The organism is Cryobacterium sp. Hz7 (genome assembly GCF_004402815.1).
GTDB classification, from domain to species: Bacteria; Actinomycetota; Actinomycetes; order Actinomycetales; family Microbacteriaceae; genus Cryobacterium; species Cryobacterium sandaracinum.
Window position 1 is genome coordinate 13,464 of sequence record NZ_SOFB01000045.1, and the last position, 23,500, is coordinate 36,963.

Genomic DNA, 23,500 nt, shown 5'->3' on the forward strand with positions numbered 1-23,500 from the left:
GGGCGGGTGCTAGAGGCCGATGGAGAGGGCGGCGTAGCCGATGCCGCCCGCGGTGATCGCGGCCACGGCAAGGAGGGCGAACTGCAGGCCCCTGATGCTGCGGCTGCGCCGCAGCAGGGCTGACTCGCTGCGCCATCAAACTACTCGATTGAACGGTATTGGGCTTAGCCACCGCGTCCGAGCCGGTCGCGGCCGTTGCCGACAATCACCTTGTTTTGTGAGCGCCGTCAACCCATCACGAAGCGTCTTTACGGGGCTACGGTTTGGGCTGCCTGGCCAGAGTCTCGTTGCGAGGGTCTCTCCTTAACACTGGCGCTTCTCGACCCGCAATTTGCTGCGCCAAGCGATGGCTGGGTTTCTCGACCAACTTGTGAAATAACCACGCGAGCGGGAACGCACAACAGACGGCGAAGAGGGCGGCCAGCTTCGGGTGTGTTGGGAGCAAATATCCGAACGCCACCACGATTGGTTCGTGCGTCAAATAAAGACTAAATGAGAGGGTTCCGAGCCAGACAAATGGTCGACTTGAAAGTATCCATTGAGCCAGTGGCGAGAACGCCGCAACCAAAATCAACCCAACGACGCCGACGACTATGAGCGGAAGCGTGAGCGCCCCAATGCCTAGGCGAAGGGGGTTCAACATCCAAGTCGATAGGGCAAGTGTCGCGCTCACGATCAACATTCCACCCCACGCCATCCAGCCAATTCTTGAGCCGTTGACCGCCTCGGCCCACCTCGAAATGCGTGACCACCCGTGGGCAAGCGCAACCCCTATGGCAAACATTGGCAGGTACATAAGTACGCCGCTTTGAACAGTCGAACCGAGCGCAAGAAGCACGAGCGACCCGGCCATGACGAGCGCTGGATTGATCCTCTTGGCGACGGCCACGTAAACAGGCAGCAGAATACTGAACAGGACTTCCCATTTAAGCGACCAGAGGGGCGTCACCGTGCCTGATACTCCATCCAGTAGGGTGGCGTCCGCGATAATGCCGACCGCGGTGTATGACTTTGGATGTACTTCGAGCCACTGGCTTGCCGACTGACCGTCGCGACTAACAATGACAATTGTCAAAACCGTGAATGCGATCGCTGCTATTACTGGGAGATAAAGACGAATGAGCCGGCTCGGGTAGTACCGCGCCCATTCGATCTCTCTCCTTGTGGCCGGAAGAGCCAGAACTAGACCGGAAAGGATAAAGAACAAGAAAACCGCTTCCCCTCCTGCCCAAGCCAGGTGAAGAGGTGTATAGGCCAGGATGCCAGCCAGTCCGGTCGAGGGCGCGCCGGGGTGGTAGACACTCGCGAGGGACGGCACAATGAGCGCAGCATGGTGAAGCAGGACCACGACTGCCGCGACGCCACGGACCCCATCGAGCGACACCAATCGATAACTTTGGTGGGTCATTTCGCTCCGATGTGTCGTCGTCGATTGCACGACGCAGGTCGATCGCTTCGACTCTACTGTGTGTTCTACCCCACCCGAGCAAGGTGTCGCGCCCGAGTCCCAGCCTCGATCCAACGGTCGAGTTGCGGAAGTGTCACCGCGTCTAGCCGAGAATGCCTAAGCGTGGCTGCGCAGTAGGGGCGCCGCCAGGGCGGGTGCTACAGGCCGATGGAGAGGGCCGCGTAGCCGATGCCGCCGGCGGTAATCGCGGCCACGGCCAGCAAGGCGTACTGCAGGCCCTTGGTGCTGCGGCCGCGGCGCAAGAGGGCCTTGTGGCCCATCTGCTCGGGCCGGATTTTGTTCACGATGTCGACTCTATTCCTGCGGTGAAGGCCGAATTCCGGCTTGGCACCCCCAAAAGAGGGGGTGGGGGTGCTGCGGTGCGCTGCAATTATGCGCGCGGCTAGGCTTCAGGCGTGGAGAAAACGATATGAAACTGTCCGTGATCGGATGTGGCTATTTGGGGGCCGTGCACGCTTCGGCGATGGCCGAGTTGGGCCACGACGTGGTGGGCATCGATATCGATGCTCGAAAGATCGACCAGCTGGCTGCGGGCACACCGCCGTTCTTCGAGCCGGGCCTGCCCGAGATTCTCACCTCGGCCATGGCGTCGGGTCGGCTACGCTTCAGCACCGACATTGCCGACGCCGCCGGCGCGCAAGTGCATTTCATCGGCGTCGGCACCCCGCAGAAGGCCGGCAGCCATGCCGCCGACCTCAGCTACGTCGATGCGGCTGTGCAGTCGCTGCTGCCTCACCTTGCCGCCGGCGACCTGGTTGTGGGCAAGAGCACGGTTCCGGTCGGAACCGCCGGCCGCCTTGCCGGGGTGATCGAGGCATCCGGCAGCGGGGCCACCCTGGCCTGGAACCCCGAGTTTCTGCGCGAGGGCTTCGCCGTGACAGACACCATCAGACCCGACCGTCTCGTCTACGGGGTGCCGGTCGGCGCGGCCGGCGAGCACGCCACAGCGCTGCTGAACGAAGTCTACGCGTCGGCGATGGCCGCTGAGACGCCGTTGATCGTGACCGACTACGCGACCGCCGAGCTCGTCAAAGTCGCCGCGAACGCGTTCCTGGCCACCAAGATCAGCTTCATCAACGCTATGAGTGAGATCGCCGACGTCTCCGGGGCGAACATCACCGAGCTGGCCGACGCCATTGGGTTCGACAACCGCATCGGCCGTAAATTCCTCAACGCCGGCGTTGGGTTTGGCGGCGGCTGCCTACCCAAGGATATCCGTGCTTTCACCGCCCGGGCGGAGGAACTCGGCCGCGGTGACTCGGTCGCCTTCCTGAAGGAGGTTGACGCAATTAACTTGCGGCAGCGTCAGCGGGTCGTTGCCATGACCCTGCAGGCCCTCGATAAGCCCGTCTACACGGCCAAGGTGGCCGTGCTCGGGCTCAGCTTCAAGCCGCACTCCGACGACGTGCGGGACTCGCCGGCCCTCGATGTGGCCGTGCAGTTGCGGGGCCTCGGCGCCGACGTGATGGCGACCGACCCGCAGGGAATCGAGAACTCGCGCCTGCGGCACCCGCAGCTCACCTATGCGACCAGCATCGAGGAGACCCTGCGCGGAGCAGATGCCGTAGTGCTGGTGACCGAGTGGGCCGAGTTCAAGCAGATTGACCCGGTTTGGGCGGCTACTCTGGTTCGTGTGCCCATAATAATTGACGGTCGAAATACTCTTGACGCTGCTGCTTGGCGTGCTGCGGGCTGGACCTACCTGGGGCTCGGGCGGCCCTGATGACCGACCTTTCTCACGCTTCGGTGACAAAGCCGAAACGCCGAGGGTGGCGGATCGCGCTCATCGCCATCGCCGCCGTCGTTCTGCTGGTTGGCGGGGTTGCGGGCGTCTACGCCTGGACTCTTAGCAACACCTTCGATAGCCAGACCGTGAAGATCCCCGACGTGTTCCCCGACGAGGCGTCACGGCCGCCGGCGCCAACCGGTGATGCGGCAACCGGTGACGGGGCAACTGGGCAGAACATCCTTCTGCTGGGCTCTGACACCCGGGGAGCGAACGACGGTTCCATCACCGACCTTACCGGCCAGCGCTCGGACACCATCATGGTGGTGCACGTGCCGGCGAACCGCAAGAACATCTATGTCATGTCGATCATGCGTGACAGCTGGGTCGACATTCCGGGTGAGGGCGAGGCCAAGATCAACGCCGCCATGTCCTACGGCGGGGTTCCCCTGGCCGTGCAGACCATCGAGGGTCTTCTCGGTGCGCGCATCGACCATGTGGCCATCGTCGACTTCACCGGGTTCAAGGGCATCACGGATGCCCTGGGCGGCGTCGACATCGACAATCCGGTCGGCTTCGACTCGGCCTCGCTGCCGGGGCGCTACTTCGCCGAGGGAACCCAACGCTTGAACGGCACGGAGGCGCTGGCCTTCGTGCGGGAACGGTACGCCTTCGCGGACGGCGACTTTCAGCGGGCCCGCAACCAGCAGGCCTTCATCAAGGCCTTGCTGGGCAAGTCGCTGACGGCGGAAACCCTCACCAACCCCGCCAGGATCAGCGATCTGGTCGGGGCGATTGCTCCCTACCTCGCCGTTGACGAGGGGCTGAACTCGGCCTACGTGGCCGGTCTGGCCGTTGAGCTGCGCGACGTGCGCGTGAGCGACGTCACGTTCTTCACCCTGCCGACGACAGGCACCGGTACCTCGCCCGACGGCCAGTCGATCGTCGTCATTGACCAAGACAAGTTAAAGGAAGTGCAGCAGGGGTTTCAGACGGACACCCTCGATGCTTACCAGTCCGAAGTTCAGACGATCGGTTGACCGGCCACGGCTCCCGTGGTTCTCTGGCAGCGCCTCGACCTGATTCAATACCTTAGTGACTGAATCAAGCAACCGCTCAGGCGCTCGGAGATCTGCGAATCGCCGCAAGGGCCGGATCTATCGTCGTTGGTGGTTCTGGGCGGCGATCGTCGTTGGCGTTGTCATCGTCGCCGGTGCTTGGGTGGGCATCCGGGGGTTGAAGGCGAAGGCCGAACTGGAAGCAGCAATGCCGCTGGCCTCCACGATCAAAACGCAGGTGCTTGCAGGAGACTCAGCAGCGGTCTCTGCTTCGGTGAAGAGCATGGCAAAACACACCGCCCGCGCCCGAGATCTGACCGGCGATCCGGTGTGGCGTGCCGCGGAGTTCGTTCCGGTCGTGGGGGCGAATCTTAAGGTGGTGCGAAACCTCGCCGATGTCGCCGACGACGTGATCAACGGCGCGGCCGTCCCCTTGGCTGAGACCGCAGCGACGCTGAATCCTGCGGCGCTGAAGCCCGCCCAAGGTGCCATTGATCTTGAACCGATTGTTGCGGCCGGAAAGGCTCTCAACCAGGCGAGTAAGGTGTTCTCCGCAGCGAGCGAGCGTGTCAGTGGGCTCGACACGAGCTCGACCATTGGGCAGGTCACCGCCGCTGTGGACGAATTCCACGGCCTCCTAAACAGCATCACGCCGACGCTGGTGTCGGCTCGCCAGGTGGTGGATGCTCTTCCGGACGCGCTTGGTGGGAATGCCCCACGCAGCTATGTCCTCGTGTTCCAGAACAACGCTGAAGCGCGTGCACTCGGAGGCACCTCGCTCTCGTTCGCTTTGCTGACGATTGACAAGGGTCGCGTCACGCTGGGAGACGCCGTGCCGGCGGGATTTGGGAACTTCGCCTACTACCAGGAATCCGTGATTCCTATGCCGGATGGTGTTGAAGCGCTCTACGGTTCGGAATTCGGCCGGGCCATGTCGAACCTCACAGTGAGGCCCAGCTTCGAGAGTGCAGCAGAGACGGCGCAGGAGATGTGGAAACGACAGTTCGGCACAGAAGTGGACGGTGTGATTGCCATTGACCCCGTGGCGCTGGGATATCTTCTTCGCGGGACCGCTCCGATTCCCTTGTCGACAGGCGATGTCCTGACAAGCGACACTCTTGTGCCTCTTCTCCTGAACGGGGTGTACATGCGCTACAGGTCAGATGATATCGGGGCTGACAATTCAGCACAGGACGCCGTGTATGCGGAAATCGTCGTGAAAACCTTCGATCAGCTCATGAGCGGCGATCTCGACCCCAAGGTTGTGCTGTCGGCCCTCACCCAGGCCGCGAGCGAGCACCGGGTGCTGATGTGGAGTTCCAAGGAAGAAGAAGAATCTATCTTCGAGTCTCTCGGGGTAAACGGCGCCCTGCCGAAGAGCGACCCGACGACGGATCGAGTCGGGATCTACTTCCAGGAAAACGTCGGCTCGAAGATGAACTTCTACCTCAACCAGGCTGTCAACCTCGGGCAGGCCGCGTGCCGGGCAGATGGGAAGGCGTCCTATCGCATCGGCGTAGACCTCACGAATGCGATACCAGCCGATGCGGCCACATCGATCAGTCCATCCATTCTAGGCACGTTCGTCCGAGAGAAGCTCGATCCGGGAGTGCAGCGCATGCTCGTCATGGTCTACGCCCCGCCCGGTTCGCAGATCGTGGGTGCCACGGTTGACGGAGCTGCCGTGCAGCTCGAGGCCTTCCATGACACCGACTACCCAGTGGCGAAGTTGATCGTGAGCATGGAGCCCGGGGCCACGTCGAAGCTGAGCGTTGACGTGGTCGCAGCTGGTACCGGGAAGGCGCTCGAGGCGCAGGTCACCCCAATGGTGAACCCCACGATCATCTCGGATTTGCCCCTCGACTGCGTGACCGTCGCGAAGGAGTAGCCGGGGCTACATTCCGCCGGGGAAGGCGCGGAGGATTTTTTGCGGGTGTGGGGAAGGCATCCCGACACCCACAGTCCTGGTCGTATGGTCCAATGAACTGCCGGTGGTGTTCTCCACACCGGTCAGGCCTGCGGGCTGTTTGTTTCTCGGTCAGGTCAGTGTTTCGAGCCGAGTAAGCTTGAGGCTCGGATTTCAAGGGGTGTGCGCGTGGTCGACCAGGAGCTTCAGCGGGAACAGCAGTATGTAGCGAACCTGTATGCGCGCCTCGACGCGCTGCAGCGGGAGGCCGAGCAGCAGCTCGTGGCCGTGCGGCGGCTCGACGTGGGCGGCAACCACCAGTCGCGCTCCGAGCGTGACACGTTCGCGCGCCTCTATGAGGACCGGATCGTGCAGCTGCGCGAGGTCGACGACCGGTTGGCGTTCGGGCGGCTCGAAGTGGCCGCCGACTCCTCTGACTCTGATTCTGCTTCCGACTCTTCCTCTTCCTCTTCTTCCGACTCGACGGATGCCTCCGTCTACCGCTACATCGGCCGGCTGGGGCTGCGCGACGAAAACCTGCAGCCCATCCTGCTCGACTGGCGGGTGCCGCAGGCCAGCGCGTTCTACCAGGCCACCGCGGCGACGCCGCTCGGCGCCCGCGCCCGCCGGCATCTGCTGTCGAAGGGGCGGGACATCGTGCGGATCGAGGACGAGATCCTCGATGCCGCACTGCTCGAGGGCGATTCGGCAACCCAGCACCAGGGGGAGGGCGCACTGCTGGCCGCGCTCACCGCCCAGCGCACCGGGCACATGAGCGATATCGTGTCGACGATTCAGGCGGAGCAGGACCGCATCATCCGTTCAGACCTGAAGGGCGTGCTCGTCGTGCAGGGCGGCCCCGGCACCGGCAAGACGGCCGTGGCCCTGCACCGCGCGGCATACCTCTTATATACGCATCGGGATCGGCTGAAGAACTCGGGTGTGCTCATCGTGGGGCCGTCGGAGTCCTTCCTGCACTACATCGAGGCGGTGCTGCCGTCGCTGGGGGAGACCGGGGTGGTGCTCGCATCCGTGGGCCAGCTCTACCCGGGCATCGAGGCCACCCGAGAGGATGCCCCGGCCGTCACCGCGATCAAGGGCCAGACCTCGATGGCCCGGCTCGTTCAGCGTGCCGTGCGGTCGCGGCAGCGGGTGCCGGCGTCGGCGCAGGTGCTGGTCGTGAACGGTGACCGGCTCACGCTCAAGCCGCAACTGATCGAGACCGCGATTCACCGGGCGCGGGCCGGCGGCAAGCCGCACAACGAGGCCCGGGTCACGTTCGTGAAGAACGCGCTCGCCGCGCTCTCCCGGGAGTGGCTCGCGCAGTTGAAGGACCAGGGCCGGTCGATGGATGACACCGATCTGCCCATGCTGCGCGAAGACCTGCGCCTGGCCGACGACGTGCGGGTGGCGCTGAACACGGCCTGGCTGCCGCTCACCCCCGAGAAGCTCGTGCAAGACCTCTACGCCCGCCCGCAATGGCTGGCGCAGCTCACCCCCACCTGGACGCCCGCGCAGCGCGCGCTGCTGCACCGGCCGCGCGATGCCGAGTTCACCATCTCGGACGTGCCGCTGCTCGACGAGGCGGCCGAGCACCTGGGCGAGTACAACGTGGTCGACGCAGCCCAGCGGCGCGAGCAGAAGGAGCAGCGCAAGCGCGACGTGGAGAACGCCGAGCTGGCGATCTCGAACATGGAGGTGAAGGGGCTCGTGAACGCCAAGGCGCTCGCCGACAACTTCGCCGAGCTCGGCGACCGGGCCACCACGGCCGAGCGCGCCGCCCTGGACCGCACTTGGACCTACGGGCACGTGGTCGTCGACGAAGCACAGGAGCTGTCGCCGATGCAGTGGCGGCTGGTTCTGCGGCGCGGCCCGCTGCGGTCGTTCACGATCGTGGGCGACATCGCCCAGGCGGCGTCGGCCGCGGCCGCGTCGAACTGGCGCGACGCCCTCGAGCCCCTGCTCGGCTCCTCGCTCGAGGCCTCGCGGTGGCGGCTCGAGGAGCTCACTGTGAACTACCGCACGCCGAGCCAAATCGCTTCGGCTGCCGAGTCGATGGCGCTCGCGCACGATCTGCCGATCACCCCAGCCAGGTCGGTGCGGGCGAGCGAGTGGCCGATTGAGACTTTCACGGATGTTGTTTCGGCCGTTAGGCGGGAACGCTCGCTGGGGTTGGGTGGCACGGTTGCCGTGATCGTGCTGGAGCACTTTCTGGCTGGAGTTGTTGCTTCACTGGCTGCTGCGTTCGGTTCCTTGGGCGTCAGTGTCGGTGTCGGGGCTGCGGGGCTGCTCAAGGATGTGGCGGTGCTCACCCCGCAGGATTCGAAGGGGCTGGAGTTCGACGCCGTGATCGTGGTGGACCCGGCGGGGATCGTGGCGGCGTCTTCGCGTGGGGCCGGGGCGCTGTACGTGGCCATGACGCGGCCGACGCAGCGGCTGTATCTCGTGGCGACGGGGGAGTTGCCCGCGGGGCTGTAGCGGTGGTTTCGCTTGTCGGTGGTGGTGCTTGTCGGTGGTTTCGCTTGTCGAAACCCGGCGAGCCATTCTCTGAACCCGCGCCGCGGCATCCGTGCCCCTGCGGTAACTGAGGACTTTATCGCGACACGCCGTTCCCCGTGGCTGGGGTGACCCGGTCTTTTCGGACGGGGTCACCCCACCCGAGCACATAGGGCGTGTCCCGAAATTCTCCGAGTTGACGTCACGACGGACGCTCCCGCGCGAGCCCCGACGGCTCCCGCCGCCGCGGCACCCGTCTCCCCACACGCAGCCCCGCACCCTGCCCGCACCCGCCCCGAAACCCAGCCCCGAAACCCAGCCCCGAAACCAGCCCCGCACCCGCCCCGAAACCAGCCCCGCGCCCGCCCCGCGCCCGCCCCGAAACCAGCCCCGAAACCCGCCCCGGCTCGACAAGCAGGGCCCGCTGTACACTTTTTAGGGCGTCGCGCATGGGTGACGTCAAGCTCCGGGCCACGACTACGGCCCCGAGTAACTGCAAAGGATCCACACTTCACATGACGACACTTCCCCGCCTGGTTGCCTTCGATCTCGATGACACGCTGGCCGCTTCCAAGTCGCCGCTCGACCCGCGCATGGCCGAACTCATGGTCAACCTGCTCGGGGTCGTCGACGTATGCGTCATCTCCGGCGGGCAGATCGCCCAGTTCCACATGCAGTTGATCGACAACCTCGACACCGTGAGTGAAGACATCCTCTCGCGCCTGCACCTGATGCCCACCTGCGGCACGCAGTACTACCGGCACGCCGACGGTGCCTGGAACCAGGTCTACGCCGAGTACCTGACCGACGCCGAGAAGACGGATGCCCTCAACGCCGTCGAAATATCCGCGCGTTCGCTGGGCTACTGGGAGAACGACACCTGGGGCCCGATCCTCGAGGACCGCGGCTCGCAGATCACCTTCTCCGCCCTCGGCCAGGCCGCCCCGGTCGCCGCGAAAACCGCGTGGGACCCCACCGGCGTGAAGAAGAACACCCTGCGCGAAGCCGTGCAGGCGCTGCTTCCCGAACTCGAGGTGCGCTCCGGCGGGTCCACGTCTGTGGACATCACCCGGCGCGGCATCGACAAGGCGTATGGCATGAACAAGCTCGCAGCCCTCACCGGCGTGCCGCTCGACGACATGCTGTTCGTGGGCGACCGCCTCGACGAGAACGGCAACGACTACCCGGTCAAGGTTCTCGGCGTGGAGTGCGTCGCCGTGCAGGGCTGGGAAGACACCGCCGCGTTCCTTGAGACGCTGATCCCGCAGCTTGAGGCCGCCTCCGTCTGACATCTTCCGCTCGGTCGATCCCCGCGAGTCCCAGGCGGCATTTCTCCGCCCTGCACTGCGCTTGCTGATGGCGGAGCTCGGCCTCACACCAGGGGTGCGGTAGTGCCTTCGCAACACGCGCCACGAATCATTCTGTCCCGGCATTCGCATTCTTATCGGGCATTCGTTTCCTAAACGGCCCATATCCATGGGGGAAAGCCCGGGCTATGTTGACGACACCGTTCTCTTGAGCGGTCTCAGGAGGCAATCCGAATGCCGAACGAAACAACGAACTTGTCGCGCCACAAACCCCCCGAGCCGAGTCCCGGCGGGGCTCGCCAAGCGCCGCGGAAACGTCATCCCTGGCGCATCACCTTGGGCGTGCTCGTCACGGTTGTGCTGGTCACCATCGCCGCGGGCGGCATCTATGCGTTCAGCCTGACCCGCGCTTTCGACAGTGGCACCGAGAAGATCTCGAACGCCTTCCCCGACGAGGCTTCTCGTCCGCCGGCCGGCCAGTCCGCACCGGGTGCAGCCGATCCGGCCGCCGCCGGACCGGATGCAGCCCCCGCCGACCCATCTGCAGCGGTGGATGCGGTTCCCGACGGGCAGGCGCAGAACATCCTCCTACTCGGATCGGACACCCGCGGCGCCACCGGGAAAAACCTCTCCGACATCCGTGGCGAGCGTTCGGACACCATGATGGTGGTGCACGTGCCGGCCGATCGCAAGAACCTCTTCGTCATGTCGATCCTGCGCGACAGCTGGGTCGAGGTGCCTGGGCACGGGCAGGCGAAGATCAACGCCGCGCTCTCCTGGGGAGGGGTGCCGCTGGCAGTGCAAACCGTGGAAAACCTTCTCGGCACCCGCATCGATCACGTGGCCGTGGTCGACTTCTTCGGGTTTAAACAGGTGACGGATGCCCTCGGCGGCGTCGATATCAACAACCCGATCGGTTTCGACTCATCCCACCTCAAGGGTCACCGCTTCGAGCCGGGTAGCCTGCACTTGACCGGCACGGAGGCCATCGCCTTCGCGCGGGAGCGGTATGCGTTCCAGGATGGCGACTTTCAGCGGGTGCGCAATCAGCAGATCATCATCAGCAGTTTGCTGACGGCGGCGATGCGCAAGTCCGTGCTTGCCGATCCGGTGAAGACGTCGGGTTTGTTGGAGACGGTCACGCCCTACCTTGCCGTGGACGACGGCTTCAACTCCGCCTACCTGACGTCGCTGGCCTGGGAGCTGCGCGAACTGCGCCAGCCGCAGGTCACGTTCTTCACGATGCCGACCGACGGAACGGGAACATCGGGCGACGGCCAGTCGATCGTGAACGTGGACTGGGAGGGTCTCGATGCCGTGCGCGATGGCTTCCAGACCGACACCTTGAGCGCCTACCAGCCGGAGCTGCAGACGATCGGGTAGCCGCGCGCGGCTCTGCGGCGCGCACTCGCGCTGGACCCCTCCGAACCGACCGCCCTGCGTCTGCGCGACATCCTCTTACTCCCAGTAAGCCTGCCCCTGCCCGTCGCGCCCCACTTGGGTCGGGCTGACAGCTGCGGCTAACTCAGGAGAAACCCGGCCGAGATCATCCATTGCCGCGGGTTTCCGGGGGCTGTGCCGGGCATCCAGCCCTGGTCTCCTGAGTTAGCCACCGGTGAGGCCGGTGCCCGGTGCCTCAGCTGGCGTAACTTCTGCAGTTCGCGGCCGGAGGGCCATGCCAGGCCGGGTCGGGCACATCCGTCAGAATCAGCAGGAGTTATGCACGCCGGAGGGGGCTAACTCAGGAAAACCGGGCCGGCTGCGGCTTGCACCCCCGGAATTGCGAAACGGACACCGAGGCCCATCCCGGATCTCCTGAGTTAGCCACAGAAAAGGCAAGTGCACGTGCCGACGGGCACCCCGGCGCACACCCGCACCCGACCTGCAGTCCCCGTCAGAGCCCGCGGCCGCCGCGCAACAGAACCAACCCGAGCACCGTTCCGACCGCAGTCCCGACCGTGTTCGCGACCACATCGGCGAGGGTGGCGAACCGGTCCGGCAGGAAGATCAGCTGCCCGAGTTCGATGGTGCAGCTCGCCGCGAACCCGACCAGCACGGCCAGCCACCACCGTCGTGCGCCGGCCACGAGCACGACGAACAGGCCGACCGGCACGAACAGGGCGATGTTGGCGATGAACTCGACCAGGCCGTAGCGCACCCAGCCGGGCGCGCCGTGTTCCTGCAGCCAATCGATAAGGGCCAGGAGTGAATCGTATGCCGCCCGGTCGACCGGCACCGGCCAGAACGCGATGAAGGCCAGCGCGACCAGATAGGCGAGCATGAGCCAGGGCGCCCACCGGCGCAGCCGGGTGGGCACGGCTCCGCCCGCCGCGGCAGGGCCCGGCGGTCTCGGCGGGGGAGTGCGACTCGCGTCGGTCATGTCTCGCCTCCCGGTACGTCACGGTCGGCAACCGACGGCGCCGGGACCTGACCGCAACACTGTCGATCTATTTACCGTAGACGCATCCGTGCGCGGGGGCCCGCAAATACGCTCTGAGCCGAAGGATGCCCACCGCCGACCACTTCTATTCCGGTCGAGAGTGACCGGTAAAGCGGGGGCTCTCGATCGGAACGGGCACCCTCACGACGGGAACCCCGCCCCTACCGCCCGGCCGACACCCGCTTCGGCAGCACGAAGACGAGCAGCAGTGCCAGCACGCTGAACGCGGCGCTCACGCCCATCGCCGCGGTGGCGCTGTCTGTGAAGCCGGCGGCGACGGCCTCCGCACCGGGGCCGGCCACGACCAGCGTGCCGAAGAAGACGCTGCCGATCACGGCGATGCCCACGGCGCTGCCGACCCGCTGCATCACGCCGACCACGCCGCTGGCCGCACCGGCCTCGGAGCGGTCCACGGTCGCCACGATGAACTGGGCGTTCGGCGCGATGAAGAATCCGCTGCCGAGACCCGCGATCAGCAGCGGCGGCAGCAGCTCCCAGTTGGTGATCGCCGGGCCGATCAGGAGCAGGGCGAGCCAGACCCAGACCAGGCCGATGGTGACCAGGGACACGCCGATGATCAGCACGGTGCGGCCGAGCCGCTGCGCCAGCCGGTTGCTCTGCGAGGCGCCGATGATGGTTCCGATCGCGAACGGGATCGATACCAGCCCCGACTCGAGGGCGGTGTGCCCGAGGCCGGCCTGCCAGAGGATCGAAATGGTGAAGAAGATGCTGGTGAACGCGGCGAAGTAGACCAGCGCGAGCACGATGCCGCCGGTGAACGCCGGGTGCCGGAACAGCCGCGGCGGCACCAGCGGGCTCTTGCCCCACCGGGTGTACGCCACCTCCCAGAAGCCGAATGCCACAATCAACAGCGCCCCCGCCGCCAGGGTCAGGTAGGTCCAGAGCGGCCAGCCCTGGTCCTCGCCCTCGATCAGGGGAACGAGCAGCGCCACGAGCCCGCCGGAGATCAGCAGCAGGCCCACCCAGTCGATGCCGCCGCTCGGGGTGCCCGGGGCACGTTCGGAGCCGGCCGGCAACAGGATCGCCGCCGCGACGAGGGCGACGATGCCGATCGGCAGGTTGACCCAGAAGACCAGGCGCCATCCGTTCTCGTCGCCGAAGGCCTCGATGATCAGGCCGCCGATGATCGGGCCGAGCGCCGTGGATACGCCGATCACCGTGCCCATGATCGCGAACGCCTTGCCGCGGGTGATGGGCGGGAACAGAAGCTGGATCACAGCGGTCACGGCCGGCACGAACATGCCGCCGGCAAGCCCCTGCACGACCCGGGCGATGATCAGCTGCAGATCGTTCTGCGCGAGCCCGCAGGCGAGGCTGGCCAGGGTGAACAGCAGCAGACCGGTGAAGAAGACCCACTTGTGGCCGATGCGGTCGCCGAGCCGCCCGGCCGGGATCAGCGCGATCCCGAAGGCGAGCGCGTAGCCGGAGATGATCCAGGAGAGGGTGGCCTCCGAGGCATCCAGGCTGGTACGGATGGTCGGAAGCGCCACATTCACGATCGTGGTGTCGAGCAGCGCCATGAACATGCCGGCCAGCAGCACGATCAGGGCCTGCCAGGCATGCCGTGGGATAGCGACAGGTGCGGGGAGACCCGGGCTGGAATCGGTCATGACATGATCCTCTCGCGCTTCTGGCCGCGCCGGCCCGGTCGCACCAAACACCAACTACCAAACACCAACTACAAAAACCCCCACTCCGAAGAGTGAGGGTTTTGCATATCTGTCGGGGTAACAGGATTTGAACCTGCGACCTCGTCGTCCCGAACGACGCGCGCTACCAAGCTGCGCCATACCCCGATGGCCCGTAAGCCCTAACAAGTATAACCCCCCGGATGCCGTACCACGACCATCCGGTGCCGAGCCTGCCGATACCCCCGCTACGCCGCCGTCAGCGTGAGCAGGGTCGCCTCCGGCGCGCAGGCGAACCGCACCGGCGCGTAGATCGACGTGCCGAGCCCCGCGGACACGTTCAGGTACGAGGTGTGCAGTCCGGAGTCCCAGAGGCTGAGGCCCTTGACCTGCTTGCGTGGGATGTCGCAGTTGGTGACGAGGGCGCCGTACCGGGGAACGCACACCTGCCCGCCGTGCGTGTGCCCGGCCAGGATCAGCTGGGCACCATGGTTGACGAACGAGTTGAGCACCCGCTGGTAGGGTGCGTGGGCGACGCCCACCGTGAGCGTCGACCGCGGCGGGGTCGCCTCCTCGGGGTCGGGCCAGTGCTCCTCCGACAACGGGTCGTTCGCGCGCAGGTCGTCGATCGCCCGGGTGATCAGGTCGAGGCGGTCGAGCCCGATGTGCGGGTCATCCACCCCGAACAGCTCCAGGTGGGTGCCGTTGATGTCGAGCGCGGCCGCCGCGTTGTCGAGGTCGATCCAGCCGAGGTCGCCGAACACCCGGTGCAGGTGGGCGATGTCGAGCTTCTCGTGAAACGCCGAGCGAAGCGTCGACGGGGCACGAAAGTACCGCATCGGGTTCTTCAACTGCGGCCCGTAGTAGTCGTTCGACCCGTTGACGAAGATGCCCGGAATGCCGCGGAACGGTTCGAGGGCATACTCGATCCCGGAAATGCCGTCGGCGTGACCGAGGTTGTCGCCCGTGTTCACGATCAGGTCCGGCGCGAGGTCGGCCAAGCCGCGCACCCAGTCCTGTTTATCCCGCTGCCACGGTGCCATGTGCAGGTCGGAGAGGTGCAGCACCTTGATCGGGGCGGATCCCGGCGCGAGCACCGGAACGAGAACCTCGCGGAGGGTGAACATGCGGCGCTCCACGAGAGAGCCCCAGGCGAACGCGACGACTCCGGCCGCGGCTACCACCCCGGCGCTGACGGCCAGGGAGGTGCCTGCGGAGTTGGCGCGCGTCATCCGTTGCCCCCGCCGTTCGCGTCGGGTTTCGCGTCGGGTTTCGCGCCGGCGGCGAGCTTGCCGACCACGATCGTGACGGCGCTGCCCGCCGCGGCGCCGGAGCCGGCGGTCGGTGTCATGGAGAGCACCGTGCCGACCTGCTTCGGGTCGGTGACGTCCTGCTCCTGCTTGACGATGCCGAAGCCCGCCAGGGTGGAGGTAGCTTCGGCCTCGGTCTTGCCCACGACATCGGGCACGATCTTGAGCGCGCCGTTGCTGGAGTAGACGGTCACGGTCGAGCCGCGGCTGGCGCTGCTGCCGCCGGCCGGGTCGGTGCGGGCCACGGTGCCGGCGGGCATCTCGGAGTCGGTCACACCGCCGTCGACCACGTCGAAGCCGGCCGAGGTCAGGGTGGAGGCGGCTTCGCTCATCGACTTGCCGCGCAGGTCGGGGACCGGAATCTGAACGGCCTGCAGCACCTTGTTGGATGCCTCGGCGAAGGCGTCTCCGCCGTACTTCGCGTTCGCGACGCTCATCACCTCCGGCCACATGCGGTGACGGGCGGTGGCAGCCGTGCCGCCCTCCCAGTCGTCCACGAGACGCTGGTTGATGTCGCCGGTGACGCTGACGACGCCGATCACCGTGGCGACCTTGGTGCTCGCGCCGCTCATCCAGGTGTCCTTGTTGCCGTCGGTGGTTCCGGTCTTGCCGATCATCGGCACCTTCGGGGAGGTCGCGGAATTCGACGCGCGTCCCGAGCCTTCGGTCATCACCTTTTGCATGGCATACGTCATGCCGGCGTCGACCTCAGGGGTGACCGCCTGGGTGCACTTGGTCTGCGGCGGGGTCATGTCGACGCCGTCGCCGCCGACGATCCGGTCGATCACGATCGGGCTGCAGCTGACGCCGTTGTTGGCGATGCCGGCGAAGGCGATGGCCATGCTGAGCGGCGCGACCTCGTTCGTGCCGAGCACGGCCGAGGGACCTTGTTCGAGAGGCTTCAGGTCGGCGCGGCCCACTCCGAAGGAGTTGGCCATCGTGGCGATGCCGCACTGGTCCAGCTTCTTCGCCATGCCGATGAAGCCGGTGTTGATGGAGTCGATCGTCGACTGCAGCGCGCTGTAGTTGGTGCCGGGCTCGTTCGCGTCGTTCTTGGGGTTGAAGACATAGCTCTGGTTGCCTTCACAGCTGTTCTTGAACACGCCCCAGTCGCTCTTGCGGCGGGAGTCGACGCGCTCGTTGAGCGTGTGCCCCTGGGTCAGCCACTCGGCGAGGGTGAAGACCTTGTAGGTCGAGCCGGGCTGGAACCCGAGCGAGCCGCCCTCGTTGGAGTTGGTGTTGTAGTTGATGCCCGTGTAGTCGTTGTTGTTCTCGGTCACGGCCGGGTCCTGGCTGTAATCCTTGTTCTGGGTCATGGCCAACACTCGGCCGGTGCCCACCTCGACGCTGGTGATCACACCGCCCACGTCCCAGTCCCCGTACTGCTTCGGCACGTGCTTCTTCATGGTGGTCTCGGCGGCGTTCTGCAGGTCGAGGTCGAGCGTGGTGTAGATCTCGTAGCCGCCACGACGGAAGTTGGCCATGCGGGTGACTTCGTCTTCACCGAAGGAGGGGTCGTTCCGCAGGGTGTTGACGACCAGGTCGCAGAAGTAGGCGCTGCCGCCGGCTGTCGCACACCCGGTGCTGGGTTCCGTGATGGTGGGCTCGATCACGGTGGCCAGGGCGGCGTCGTGATCTTCCTGGGTGATCTTCTGGTACTTGAGCATCTCGCCCAGGATGTAGTCGCGGCGTTCCTTGTTGGCGGCATACCCGTTGGCGACGCCGTTGGTTTCGCTGTCCGGGTTGTCGAGCTGGAACTTGACCGGGTTGTTCACGATCGCCACCAGGCTCGCCGCCTGCGCCAGTGACAGGCCCGCGGCGGTGGTGTTGTAGTAGTAGTTGGCGGCCGATTCAATGCCGTAGACCGTGCCGCCGAAACCGGCGATGTTCAGGTACTGGCGAAGGATGTCGTCTTTCGCGTACTGCTTCTCCACGCCGATGGCGAGGCGCATCTCCTTGAGCTTGCGGTCGGGGGTGGTCTCCGTGGCCGTGTCGTAGCAGCTCATGCGCTTCTTTTCGTCGGCCAGAGCCTCGCACTTCTGCACCTGCACGTTTTTCACGTACTGCTGGGTGATCGAGGATCCGCCGCGCGCGGTGCCGGTGGCCACGGTGCTCACGACGCCCTTGACGGTGCCCTCGAGGTCGATGCCGCCATGCTCATAGAAGCGGGGGTCCTCGCCCGCGATCACGGCATCCTTCACGAACGGGCTGATCGCGTCCCACTCGACTTCCACCCGGTTCTGATCGTAGAACGAGGCCAGAAGCAGGGGGCTGCCGTCGGCGTTGGTCGCGTAGATGTTGCTCTTCTGCGCCAGCTGGTCGATCGCGAGGTAGTCGGGAAGGCTCTCGAACATGTTGATCGTGTTCGTGGCTGTCATGCCGGAGAGGGCCAGAGCGGGGGTGACAGCGGCGGCGACGAGGACGCCGGCCACGGCGCTCATCCCGACGAAACCGAGGAACCCGCCGAGCGCTCCACTGACCGTACGATTTTTGGCAGACATACTATTGAGACTAAGTGACAAATCTGAATAACCGCCTGAATCGGAGCCTTATGCCTGCCTGGGAGTACCTTACGACGCCGCTGATGATTCACAACACAGCTGCCATTTTGAACAACTGGGGCTCGGAGGGCTGGGAGCTCGTGCAGGTCGTTCCCGGACCCGAGGGTGGGCTTGTCGCCTACCTCAAGCGCCCCGTCGCCACCGAAGGAGCCTGAGGCGTGGCGCAGATCGCTGCCCGACTGGCCGAGCTCGGCATCGAGCTGCCGAGCGTCGTGCCGCCCGTGGCCACCTATGTGCCGGCCGTGGTCTCCGGCTCGCTGGTGTTCACCAGCGGTCAGCTGCCGATGATCTCGGGGGCGCTGCCGGCCACCGGCAAGGTCGGCGACGGCCACGGACTCGTGCCGGCCGCCGACGCCCAGGACTACGCCCGGCAGTGCGCGCTCAACGGGCTTGCCGCCATCCAGGCCGCGATCGGATCGCTGGACCGAGTGACGCAGGTCGTCAAGGTCACCGGCTTCGTCGCATCCGACCCGTCGTTCACCGGCCAGCCCGGTGTCGTCAACGGTGCCTCCCAGGTGCTCGGCGAGATCTTCGGCGACCGGGGCGTGCATGCCCGCTCGGCCGTCGGCGTCGCTGTGCTGCCGCTGGATTCCCCGGTCGAGCTGGAGCTCATCGTCTCCTTCGCCTGAGCCCCAGAAAGCGGGCAGGCCCACTGGGCCTGCCCGCTTTCGTGTGTCTACTCGGGTGCGTGCCCGAACGAATTGGTTAGACGCTGGTTACTTCAGGGTGGACATGATCGCCGTCATCACCGAGGTGTCAGCGAGGGTGGTGGTGTCGCCGACCTCGCGGCCCTCCGCGACATCCTGCAGCAGACGCCGGATGATCTTGCCCGAGCGCGTCTTCGGCAGCTCGCTCACGATGAAGATCTGGCGGGGCCTCGCGATGGCACCGATTTGCTGGGACACGTGCGCCCGCAGCACGGCCTGGATGTCCGCGTGCGAGGACTCCTCCAGGTGGCTGTACTTGATGATGACGAACGCCACCACCGCCTGGCCGGTCGTGTCGTCATGCGCGCCGACCACGGCCGCCTCGGCGGTCATCGGGTGCGCCACCAGCGACGACTCGATCTCGGCAGTGGACAGACGGTGCCCCGACACGTTCATCACGTCGTCGACCCGGCCGAGCAGCCAGATCTCACCGTCACGGTCGAGGCGGGCGCCATCACCGGCGAAGTAGCGCGGGTTCTCCGATCCAAACTTCTCCCAGTACGTCTCCTTGAAGCGCTCCGGGTCACCCCAGATGCCGCGCAGCATCGACGGCCACGGTTCGGTCACCACGAGCAGGCCACCGTTGTCTCGGCCCACGTGGTTTCCCTCGTCGTCGAGCACATCGATCACGACACCGGGGATCGGGCTCTGCGCCGAGCCGGGCTTGGTCGTCGTCACGCCGGGCAGGGCGGAAATCATGATCGCGCCGGTCTCGGTCTGCCACCAGGTGTCGACCACCGGCGCGACATTGCCGCCGATGACCTCGCGATACCACATCCACGCCTCCGGGTTGATGGGCTCGCCCACCGAACCGAGCAGGCGCAGGCTGGTCAGGTCGAAGCCCTGCGGGATCTGGCGACCCAGCTTCATGAAGGTACGGATGGCCGTGGGCGCCGTGTACAGGATGCTCACCTTGTACTTCTCAACGATTTCCCACCACCGGCCGGGGTGCGGGGTGTCCGGGGTGCCCTCGAAGAGCACCTGGGTGGCGCCGTTGGCGAGCGGGCCGTAGACCACGTAGCTGTGGCCGGTGATCCAGCCGACGTCGGCGGTGCACCAGTAGACATCCGTCTCGGGGTGCAGGTCGAACACGTTCTTGTGGGTGAACGCCACCTGCGTGAGGTAGCCACCGGTGGTGTGCAGGATGCCCTTGGGCTTGCCGGTGGTGCCGGACGTGTAGAGGATGAACAGCGGGTTCTCGGCCGGGAAGCCCAGCGCCTCATGCTCTCCCGCGACCGAGGCGAGCTCGTCGTGCCACCACAGGTCGCGGTCGAACCACTCCACGAAGCCGTCGGTGCGCTTGACCACGAGCACGTTGCGCACGGTGGTCTCGCCGCCCTCCAGAGCCGCGTCGACGGCCGGCTTGAGAGCGGACGCCTTGCCCTTGCGGTAACCGCCGTCGGCGGTGATCACGAGCACGGCGCTGGCGTCATCGATGCGCGAACGGAGGCTTTCGGCGCTGAAACCGCCGAAGATGACCGAGTGCACGGCGCCGATGCGGGCCACGGCGAGCATCGAGATGACGGCCTCCGGGATCATCGGCAGGTAGATCGCGACGCGGTCCCCGGCATTCACGCCGAGTTTTGTCAGCACATTCGCAGCACGCTTCACTTCGGCAGTGAGCTCGGCATATGTGATGTCGCGGGAGTCTCCCGGCTCACCCTCGAAGTGCAGCGCGACCCGGTCGCCGTTGCCGGCCAGCACGTGCCGGTCGAGGCAGTTCCAGGCCACGTTCAATTCGCCGTCTTCGAACCATTTGGCGAACGGTGGATTGGTCCAGTCCAGGGTTTTTGTGAACGGCTTATGCCAGTGCAGAAGCTCGCGGGCTTGATCAGCCCAGAATTTCAATCGGTCGTCCGTGGCGTCCTGATAGATCTGCGGCTTCGCGATGGATTGTGCGGCAAATTCCGGTGTCGGCGGGAATCTGCGGGATTCATGGAGAAGGTTATCGATCTTGACGCTCATACGTATGTCGCTCCTTTGCGATGCGCTGCGTGTATCGGGCGCGTTAACCAGCCCCTCCTGAACCCTACACGGCGACATGTGTCGCCCAGGTTGCGCGGAATTGCGGCGAGTTCCCACCCCCAATTGTGGTCTCATCAGGCACCCGGGTTCTGTGTCCTCATTTATGAGGACACGGGGGACTTGCGCATCTGTAATTCCCCTTGTACATTTGTCTTTGTCTGAACGAAAGTTTTGACCTGCGGTGTGTCTGGTTCCCCCCCAATCAGCGCACTGCCGAGGCGGCACCTGTTCCCCCCAATAGGTGCCGCCCCCCTTTTTAACCTTTGGTTTTTCGCGGTGGCGCGTCCCGGTCCTCCCCAGCCGGCGGTCGGCCCGGGTTCTCCTCGATCCGGCGCAGGGGCCGGATGCGCTCCCACCGCCGATCTAACGTCGGGGCATGCCCGAGCCGTTCGTCGCCGTCCCGTCGTATGGCAGGTCCGTGCCTGCCCGCCCTCCCAACGGTGCTCCCGACCGCCGCACGGATGCCCGGCCGCCCGGTGCGCTCAGCCCCGGTGTGCTCAGCCCCGGTGTGCTGCCGGCGATCCGGCCTCTCGACGTGTTCGTGCTCGGCCCGCTCGCCGAATTCGCCGCCGACGGCGAGGTCACCGATCTGTTCGTCAACGGCGCCGCCGGGCTGTGGGTGGATGCCGGCCACGGACTGCTGCACGCCCCGCAGTGGAGCTGCCCGGAACCGGCTGTGCGGGAATTGGCGGTGCGCCTGATCGCCCTCGGCGGGCGCCACATCGACGAGGCCAGCCCCTGCGTCGATGTGCGGCTGTCCGACGGCATCCGGGTGCATGCGGTGCTGCCGCCGGCGTCGAGCACGGGCACGCTGCTGTCCATCCGGCTGCCTCGCGCCGAGCGGCTGAGCCTCGCCACGCTCGCCGCCGCGGGTCTGTTCGGGGTGGGGGAGGCATCCGTCGCCGTCGCCGACCGGCTGCGCGTGGCCGTGCACCGGCGCGAGAACCTGCTCATCACGGGAGCTGCCGGCAGCGGCAAGACCACCCTGCTCGCAGCGCTGCTGGGCGAGGCACCGCCTGGGGAACGCATCGTGGCCATCGAGGACGTCGCCGAACTGCGCATAAACCACCCGCATGTCGTGGCGCTCGAGGCACGGCAGCCGAACCTCGAGGGTGCCGGCCGGATCGGCCTGGAGAGTCTCCTGCGCGAGGCGTTACGGATGCGCCCCGACCGGCTGGTGCTCGGCGAATGCCGCGGTGCCGAGATCCGGGAGCTGCTGGCCGCGCTCAACACCGGCCACGACGGCGGCGCCGGTACCCTGCACGCGAACTCCCTGCACGACGTTCCGGCCCGACTCGAGGCCCTCGGCGCTCTCGCCGGACTAAGTCCGGAAGCGGTGGCGCGGCAGGCGGTGAGCGCGATCGGGCTGGTGCTGCACCTCGAGCGCCGCGAGGGCCGCCGTCGGCTCGCTCCGCTCGGCCGGTTCGCGCTGGACGCCCGGGATCGCCTGCTGGTGATCGCCGCGGCCCCGGGGAACCGCTGGGCCCCGGGGGAGTCCGGCCCGCCCAGACCGGTCCGCACACACGGGCGGCGGGCCGCCGCGGCCGCCGAGACTGGAGAGTCGGAATGAGAGTCGGCACGAGACTCGGCAGGAGAGTCGGCAGGAGACTCGGCACGTGGCTCGGCGTGAAACGGCGGCACGGTCCGCCCAGCCCGGCCATCGAGGAGGTGGCGCAGGTGACCCAACGCATCGCGGTTCTCCTCGCCGCCGGCGTCTCCCCGGCATCCGCGTGGGCCTACCTCGAACCCGTCGCTTCGCACCCCGTCGGCGAAAAGTCTCTGTCGCCGACACCGCCCTCTTCGGGGGCACAGATCATCCGGGCGGCGGCCGACGCCGGGCGCCGCGGCGACAACATCGCCGACGCCGTGGCCGCCGAGGCCCGCGCACTCGGCGGCCAGATCGGCGCCGCCTGGCTGGGCCTCGCCGCGGCCTGGCAGGTGGCCACCCAGGCCGGAGCGCCGCTGGCCTCCTGCCTGCGGCAACTGGCGTCATCCTTCCGGGACCTCGGCCAGTTGCACGCCGACCTCGCCGTGGCGCTCGCCGGCCCGAGCGCCACGGCACGGATGGTCGCGTTCCTGCCGGTCGTCGGTGTGCTGTTCGGCAGCCTTGTGGGCTTCAACACGCTGCAGACGCTATTCCTCACCGCACCCGGCTGGGCCTGCCTCGCCGGCGGCGGCGCCCTCATGCTGGCGGCGGACCGCTGGAACCGGCGGCTCGTGCACTCCGCCCGGGCACGGGACCCGACCCCCGGGCTCGAACTGGACCTCACCGCCATCGCCATGACCGGCGGCGGCTCCGTCGACCGCGCCCGGACCCTGGTCGACGCGGCGGCAGAGCGGTTCGCCCTGCACCGCGCGGACTCGGCGGCCAGCATCGACCGGGTGCTCGCTCTGTCGGTGCGCGCCGGCGTTCCCGCCGCGGAGCTGTTGCGAAGCGAGGCCGACCAGCTGCGTCGGCAGGCCCGCAGCGACGGCCAGCACCGGGCCGCCACCCTCGCGGTCACGCTCATGATCCCGCTCGGGGTGTGCGTGCTGCCCGCATTCATGCTGATCGGAGTTCTGCCGCTGTTGATGACCGTCCTCTCGTCCACAGTGCTCGTTTTCTGAAGTTCTGCACCGAAGCGAGCGGCTGTCGGTGTTCCGCCCTCGCCCGCGCCAGTCTGAGACCACTCGTGCCGCCCACACACCGCGTCGCCCGACGCGAGAAGGAGACGAACGAATGCCCACCATCGAACCGACCACCGATTATGCCCTGACACCGACCACCGATCAGGCCGCCAAACCGACCAGGGGTCAGGCCCTGCAACCGACCGTTGAACCGGCCACCGACGAGGTCACCAACCTGAC

At 66.5% G+C, this 23,500-nt stretch carries 17 protein-coding genes and 1 tRNA gene; 10 read left to right on the top strand and 8 right to left on the bottom strand.

Annotated features, from left to right (window positions below):
• Window positions 1-256: 256 nt before the first annotated feature.
• Window positions 257-1,408: an acyltransferase gene (locus tag E3N86_RS09220; RefSeq protein ID WP_134511815.1), complete on the bottom strand. Its 1,152-nt coding sequence runs from the start codon at window positions 1,406-1,408 to the stop codon at window positions 257-259.
• A gap of 197 nt (window positions 1,409-1,605) precedes the next feature.
• Window positions 1,606-1,752, bottom strand: coding sequence for a hypothetical protein (locus E3N86_RS16835; RefSeq protein ID WP_166785066.1), 147 nt, complete (start codon window positions 1,750-1,752; stop codon window positions 1,606-1,608).
• Between the two features lie 125 nt (window positions 1,753-1,877).
• On the opposite strand from E3N86_RS16835, the gene E3N86_RS09225 reads away from it, so the two are divergent.
• The 6 genes from E3N86_RS09225 (at window position 1,878) to E3N86_RS09250 (ending at window position 11,344) form a co-directional block, all read left to right on the top strand.
• Window positions 1,878-3,191 (top strand): UDP-glucose/GDP-mannose dehydrogenase family protein, encoded by a 1,314-nt coding sequence (locus tag E3N86_RS09225; RefSeq protein ID WP_134511816.1) that lies wholly within the window; start codon window positions 1,878-1,880, stop codon window positions 3,189-3,191.
• A complete protein-coding gene (locus tag E3N86_RS09230; RefSeq protein WP_134511817.1) occupies window positions 3,191-4,234 on the top strand; it encodes an LCP family protein in 1,044 nt (347 codons plus the stop codon). Before E3N86_RS09225 ends, E3N86_RS09230 begins: the two co-directional genes overlap by 1 nt.
• Window positions 4,235-4,289: 55 nt before the next feature.
• Window positions 4,290-6,140 carry a DUF4012 domain-containing protein gene (locus E3N86_RS09235; RefSeq protein WP_134511818.1) on the top strand — a complete coding sequence of 617 codons (1,851 nt, stop codon included), beginning with the start codon at window positions 4,290-4,292 and terminating at the stop codon, window positions 6,138-6,140.
• Window positions 6,141-6,341: 201 nt separating this feature from the next.
• The gene (locus E3N86_RS09240) at window positions 6,342-8,636 is read left to right on the top strand and encodes an ATP-binding domain-containing protein (protein WP_134511819.1); all 2,295 of its coding nucleotides are present in this window, start codon (window positions 6,342-6,344) and stop codon (window positions 8,634-8,636) included.
• Between the two features lie 533 nt (window positions 8,637-9,169).
• Window positions 9,170-9,943 (top strand): HAD-IIB family hydrolase, encoded by a 774-nt coding sequence (locus E3N86_RS09245; RefSeq protein ID WP_134511820.1) that lies wholly within the window; start codon window positions 9,170-9,172, stop codon window positions 9,941-9,943.
• 360 nt (window positions 9,944-10,303) lie between these two features.
• Window positions 10,304-11,344 (top strand): LCP family protein, encoded by a 1,041-nt coding sequence (locus E3N86_RS09250; protein ID WP_166785067.1) that lies wholly within the window; start codon window positions 10,304-10,306, stop codon window positions 11,342-11,344.
• Window positions 11,345-11,855: 511 nt separating this feature from the next.
• Here E3N86_RS09250 and E3N86_RS09255 read toward each other — a convergent pair.
• The 5 genes from E3N86_RS09255 to E3N86_RS09275 all read right to left on the bottom strand — a co-directional run bounded on the left by E3N86_RS09255 (window position 11,856) and on the right by E3N86_RS09275 (window position 17,861).
• Entirely contained in the window at window positions 11,856-12,341 is a 486-nt protein-coding gene (locus tag E3N86_RS09255) for a VanZ family protein (protein WP_134511822.1), read from the bottom strand.
• Window positions 12,342-12,562: 221 nt separating this feature from the next.
• Window positions 12,563-14,032 (bottom strand): DHA2 family efflux MFS transporter permease subunit, encoded by a 1,470-nt coding sequence (locus E3N86_RS09260; protein ID WP_104099393.1) that lies wholly within the window; start codon window positions 14,030-14,032, stop codon window positions 12,563-12,565.
• Window positions 14,033-14,144: 112 nt separating this feature from the next.
• A tRNA-Pro gene (locus E3N86_RS09265) sits at window positions 14,145-14,218 on the bottom strand.
• A gap of 80 nt (window positions 14,219-14,298) precedes the next feature.
• Complete coding sequence (locus E3N86_RS09270; RefSeq protein ID WP_104099394.1) at window positions 14,299-15,282, bottom strand: metallophosphoesterase; 984 nt, start codon at window positions 15,280-15,282, stop codon at window positions 14,299-14,301.
• A complete protein-coding gene (locus E3N86_RS09275; RefSeq protein WP_134511823.1) occupies window positions 15,279-17,861 on the bottom strand; it encodes a transglycosylase domain-containing protein in 2,583 nt (860 codons plus the stop codon). The genes E3N86_RS09270 and E3N86_RS09275 overlap by 4 nt, the downstream gene beginning before the upstream one ends.
• Window positions 17,862-17,911: 50 nt before the next feature.
• Between E3N86_RS09275 and E3N86_RS09280 the strand changes: the two genes are divergently transcribed.
• Together E3N86_RS09280 and E3N86_RS09285 are read left to right on the top strand one after the other, a co-directional pair.
• A complete protein-coding gene (locus tag E3N86_RS09280; protein ID WP_134342594.1) occupies window positions 17,912-18,076 on the top strand; it encodes a DUF4177 domain-containing protein in 165 nt (54 codons plus the stop codon).
• Between the two features lie 3 nt (window positions 18,077-18,079).
• Window positions 18,080-18,550, top strand: coding sequence for a RidA family protein (locus E3N86_RS09285; protein WP_104170783.1), 471 nt, complete (start codon window positions 18,080-18,082; stop codon window positions 18,548-18,550).
• Between the two features lie 87 nt (window positions 18,551-18,637).
• Here E3N86_RS09285 and acs read toward each other — a convergent pair whose 3' ends face one another.
• Window positions 18,638-20,593: an acetate--CoA ligase gene (acs, locus tag E3N86_RS09290; protein WP_104099397.1), complete on the bottom strand. Its 1,956-nt coding sequence runs from the start codon at window positions 20,591-20,593 to the stop codon at window positions 18,638-18,640.
• A 436-nt stretch (window positions 20,594-21,029) separates the two neighbouring features.
• Between acs and E3N86_RS09295 the strand changes: the two genes are divergently transcribed.
• Both E3N86_RS09295 and E3N86_RS09300 read left to right on the top strand, forming a co-directional pair.
• Window positions 21,030-22,223, top strand: a complete 1,194-nt coding sequence (locus E3N86_RS09295; RefSeq protein WP_134511824.1) for a TadA family conjugal transfer-associated ATPase — start codon at window positions 21,030-21,032, stop codon at window positions 22,221-22,223.
• 107 nt (window positions 22,224-22,330) lie between these two features.
• The gene (locus E3N86_RS09300) at window positions 22,331-23,260 is read left to right on the top strand and encodes a type II secretion system F family protein (RefSeq protein WP_241986003.1); all 930 of its coding nucleotides are present in this window, start codon (window positions 22,331-22,333) and stop codon (window positions 23,258-23,260) included.
• The last annotated feature ends 240 nt before the right edge of the window (window positions 23,261-23,500 follow it).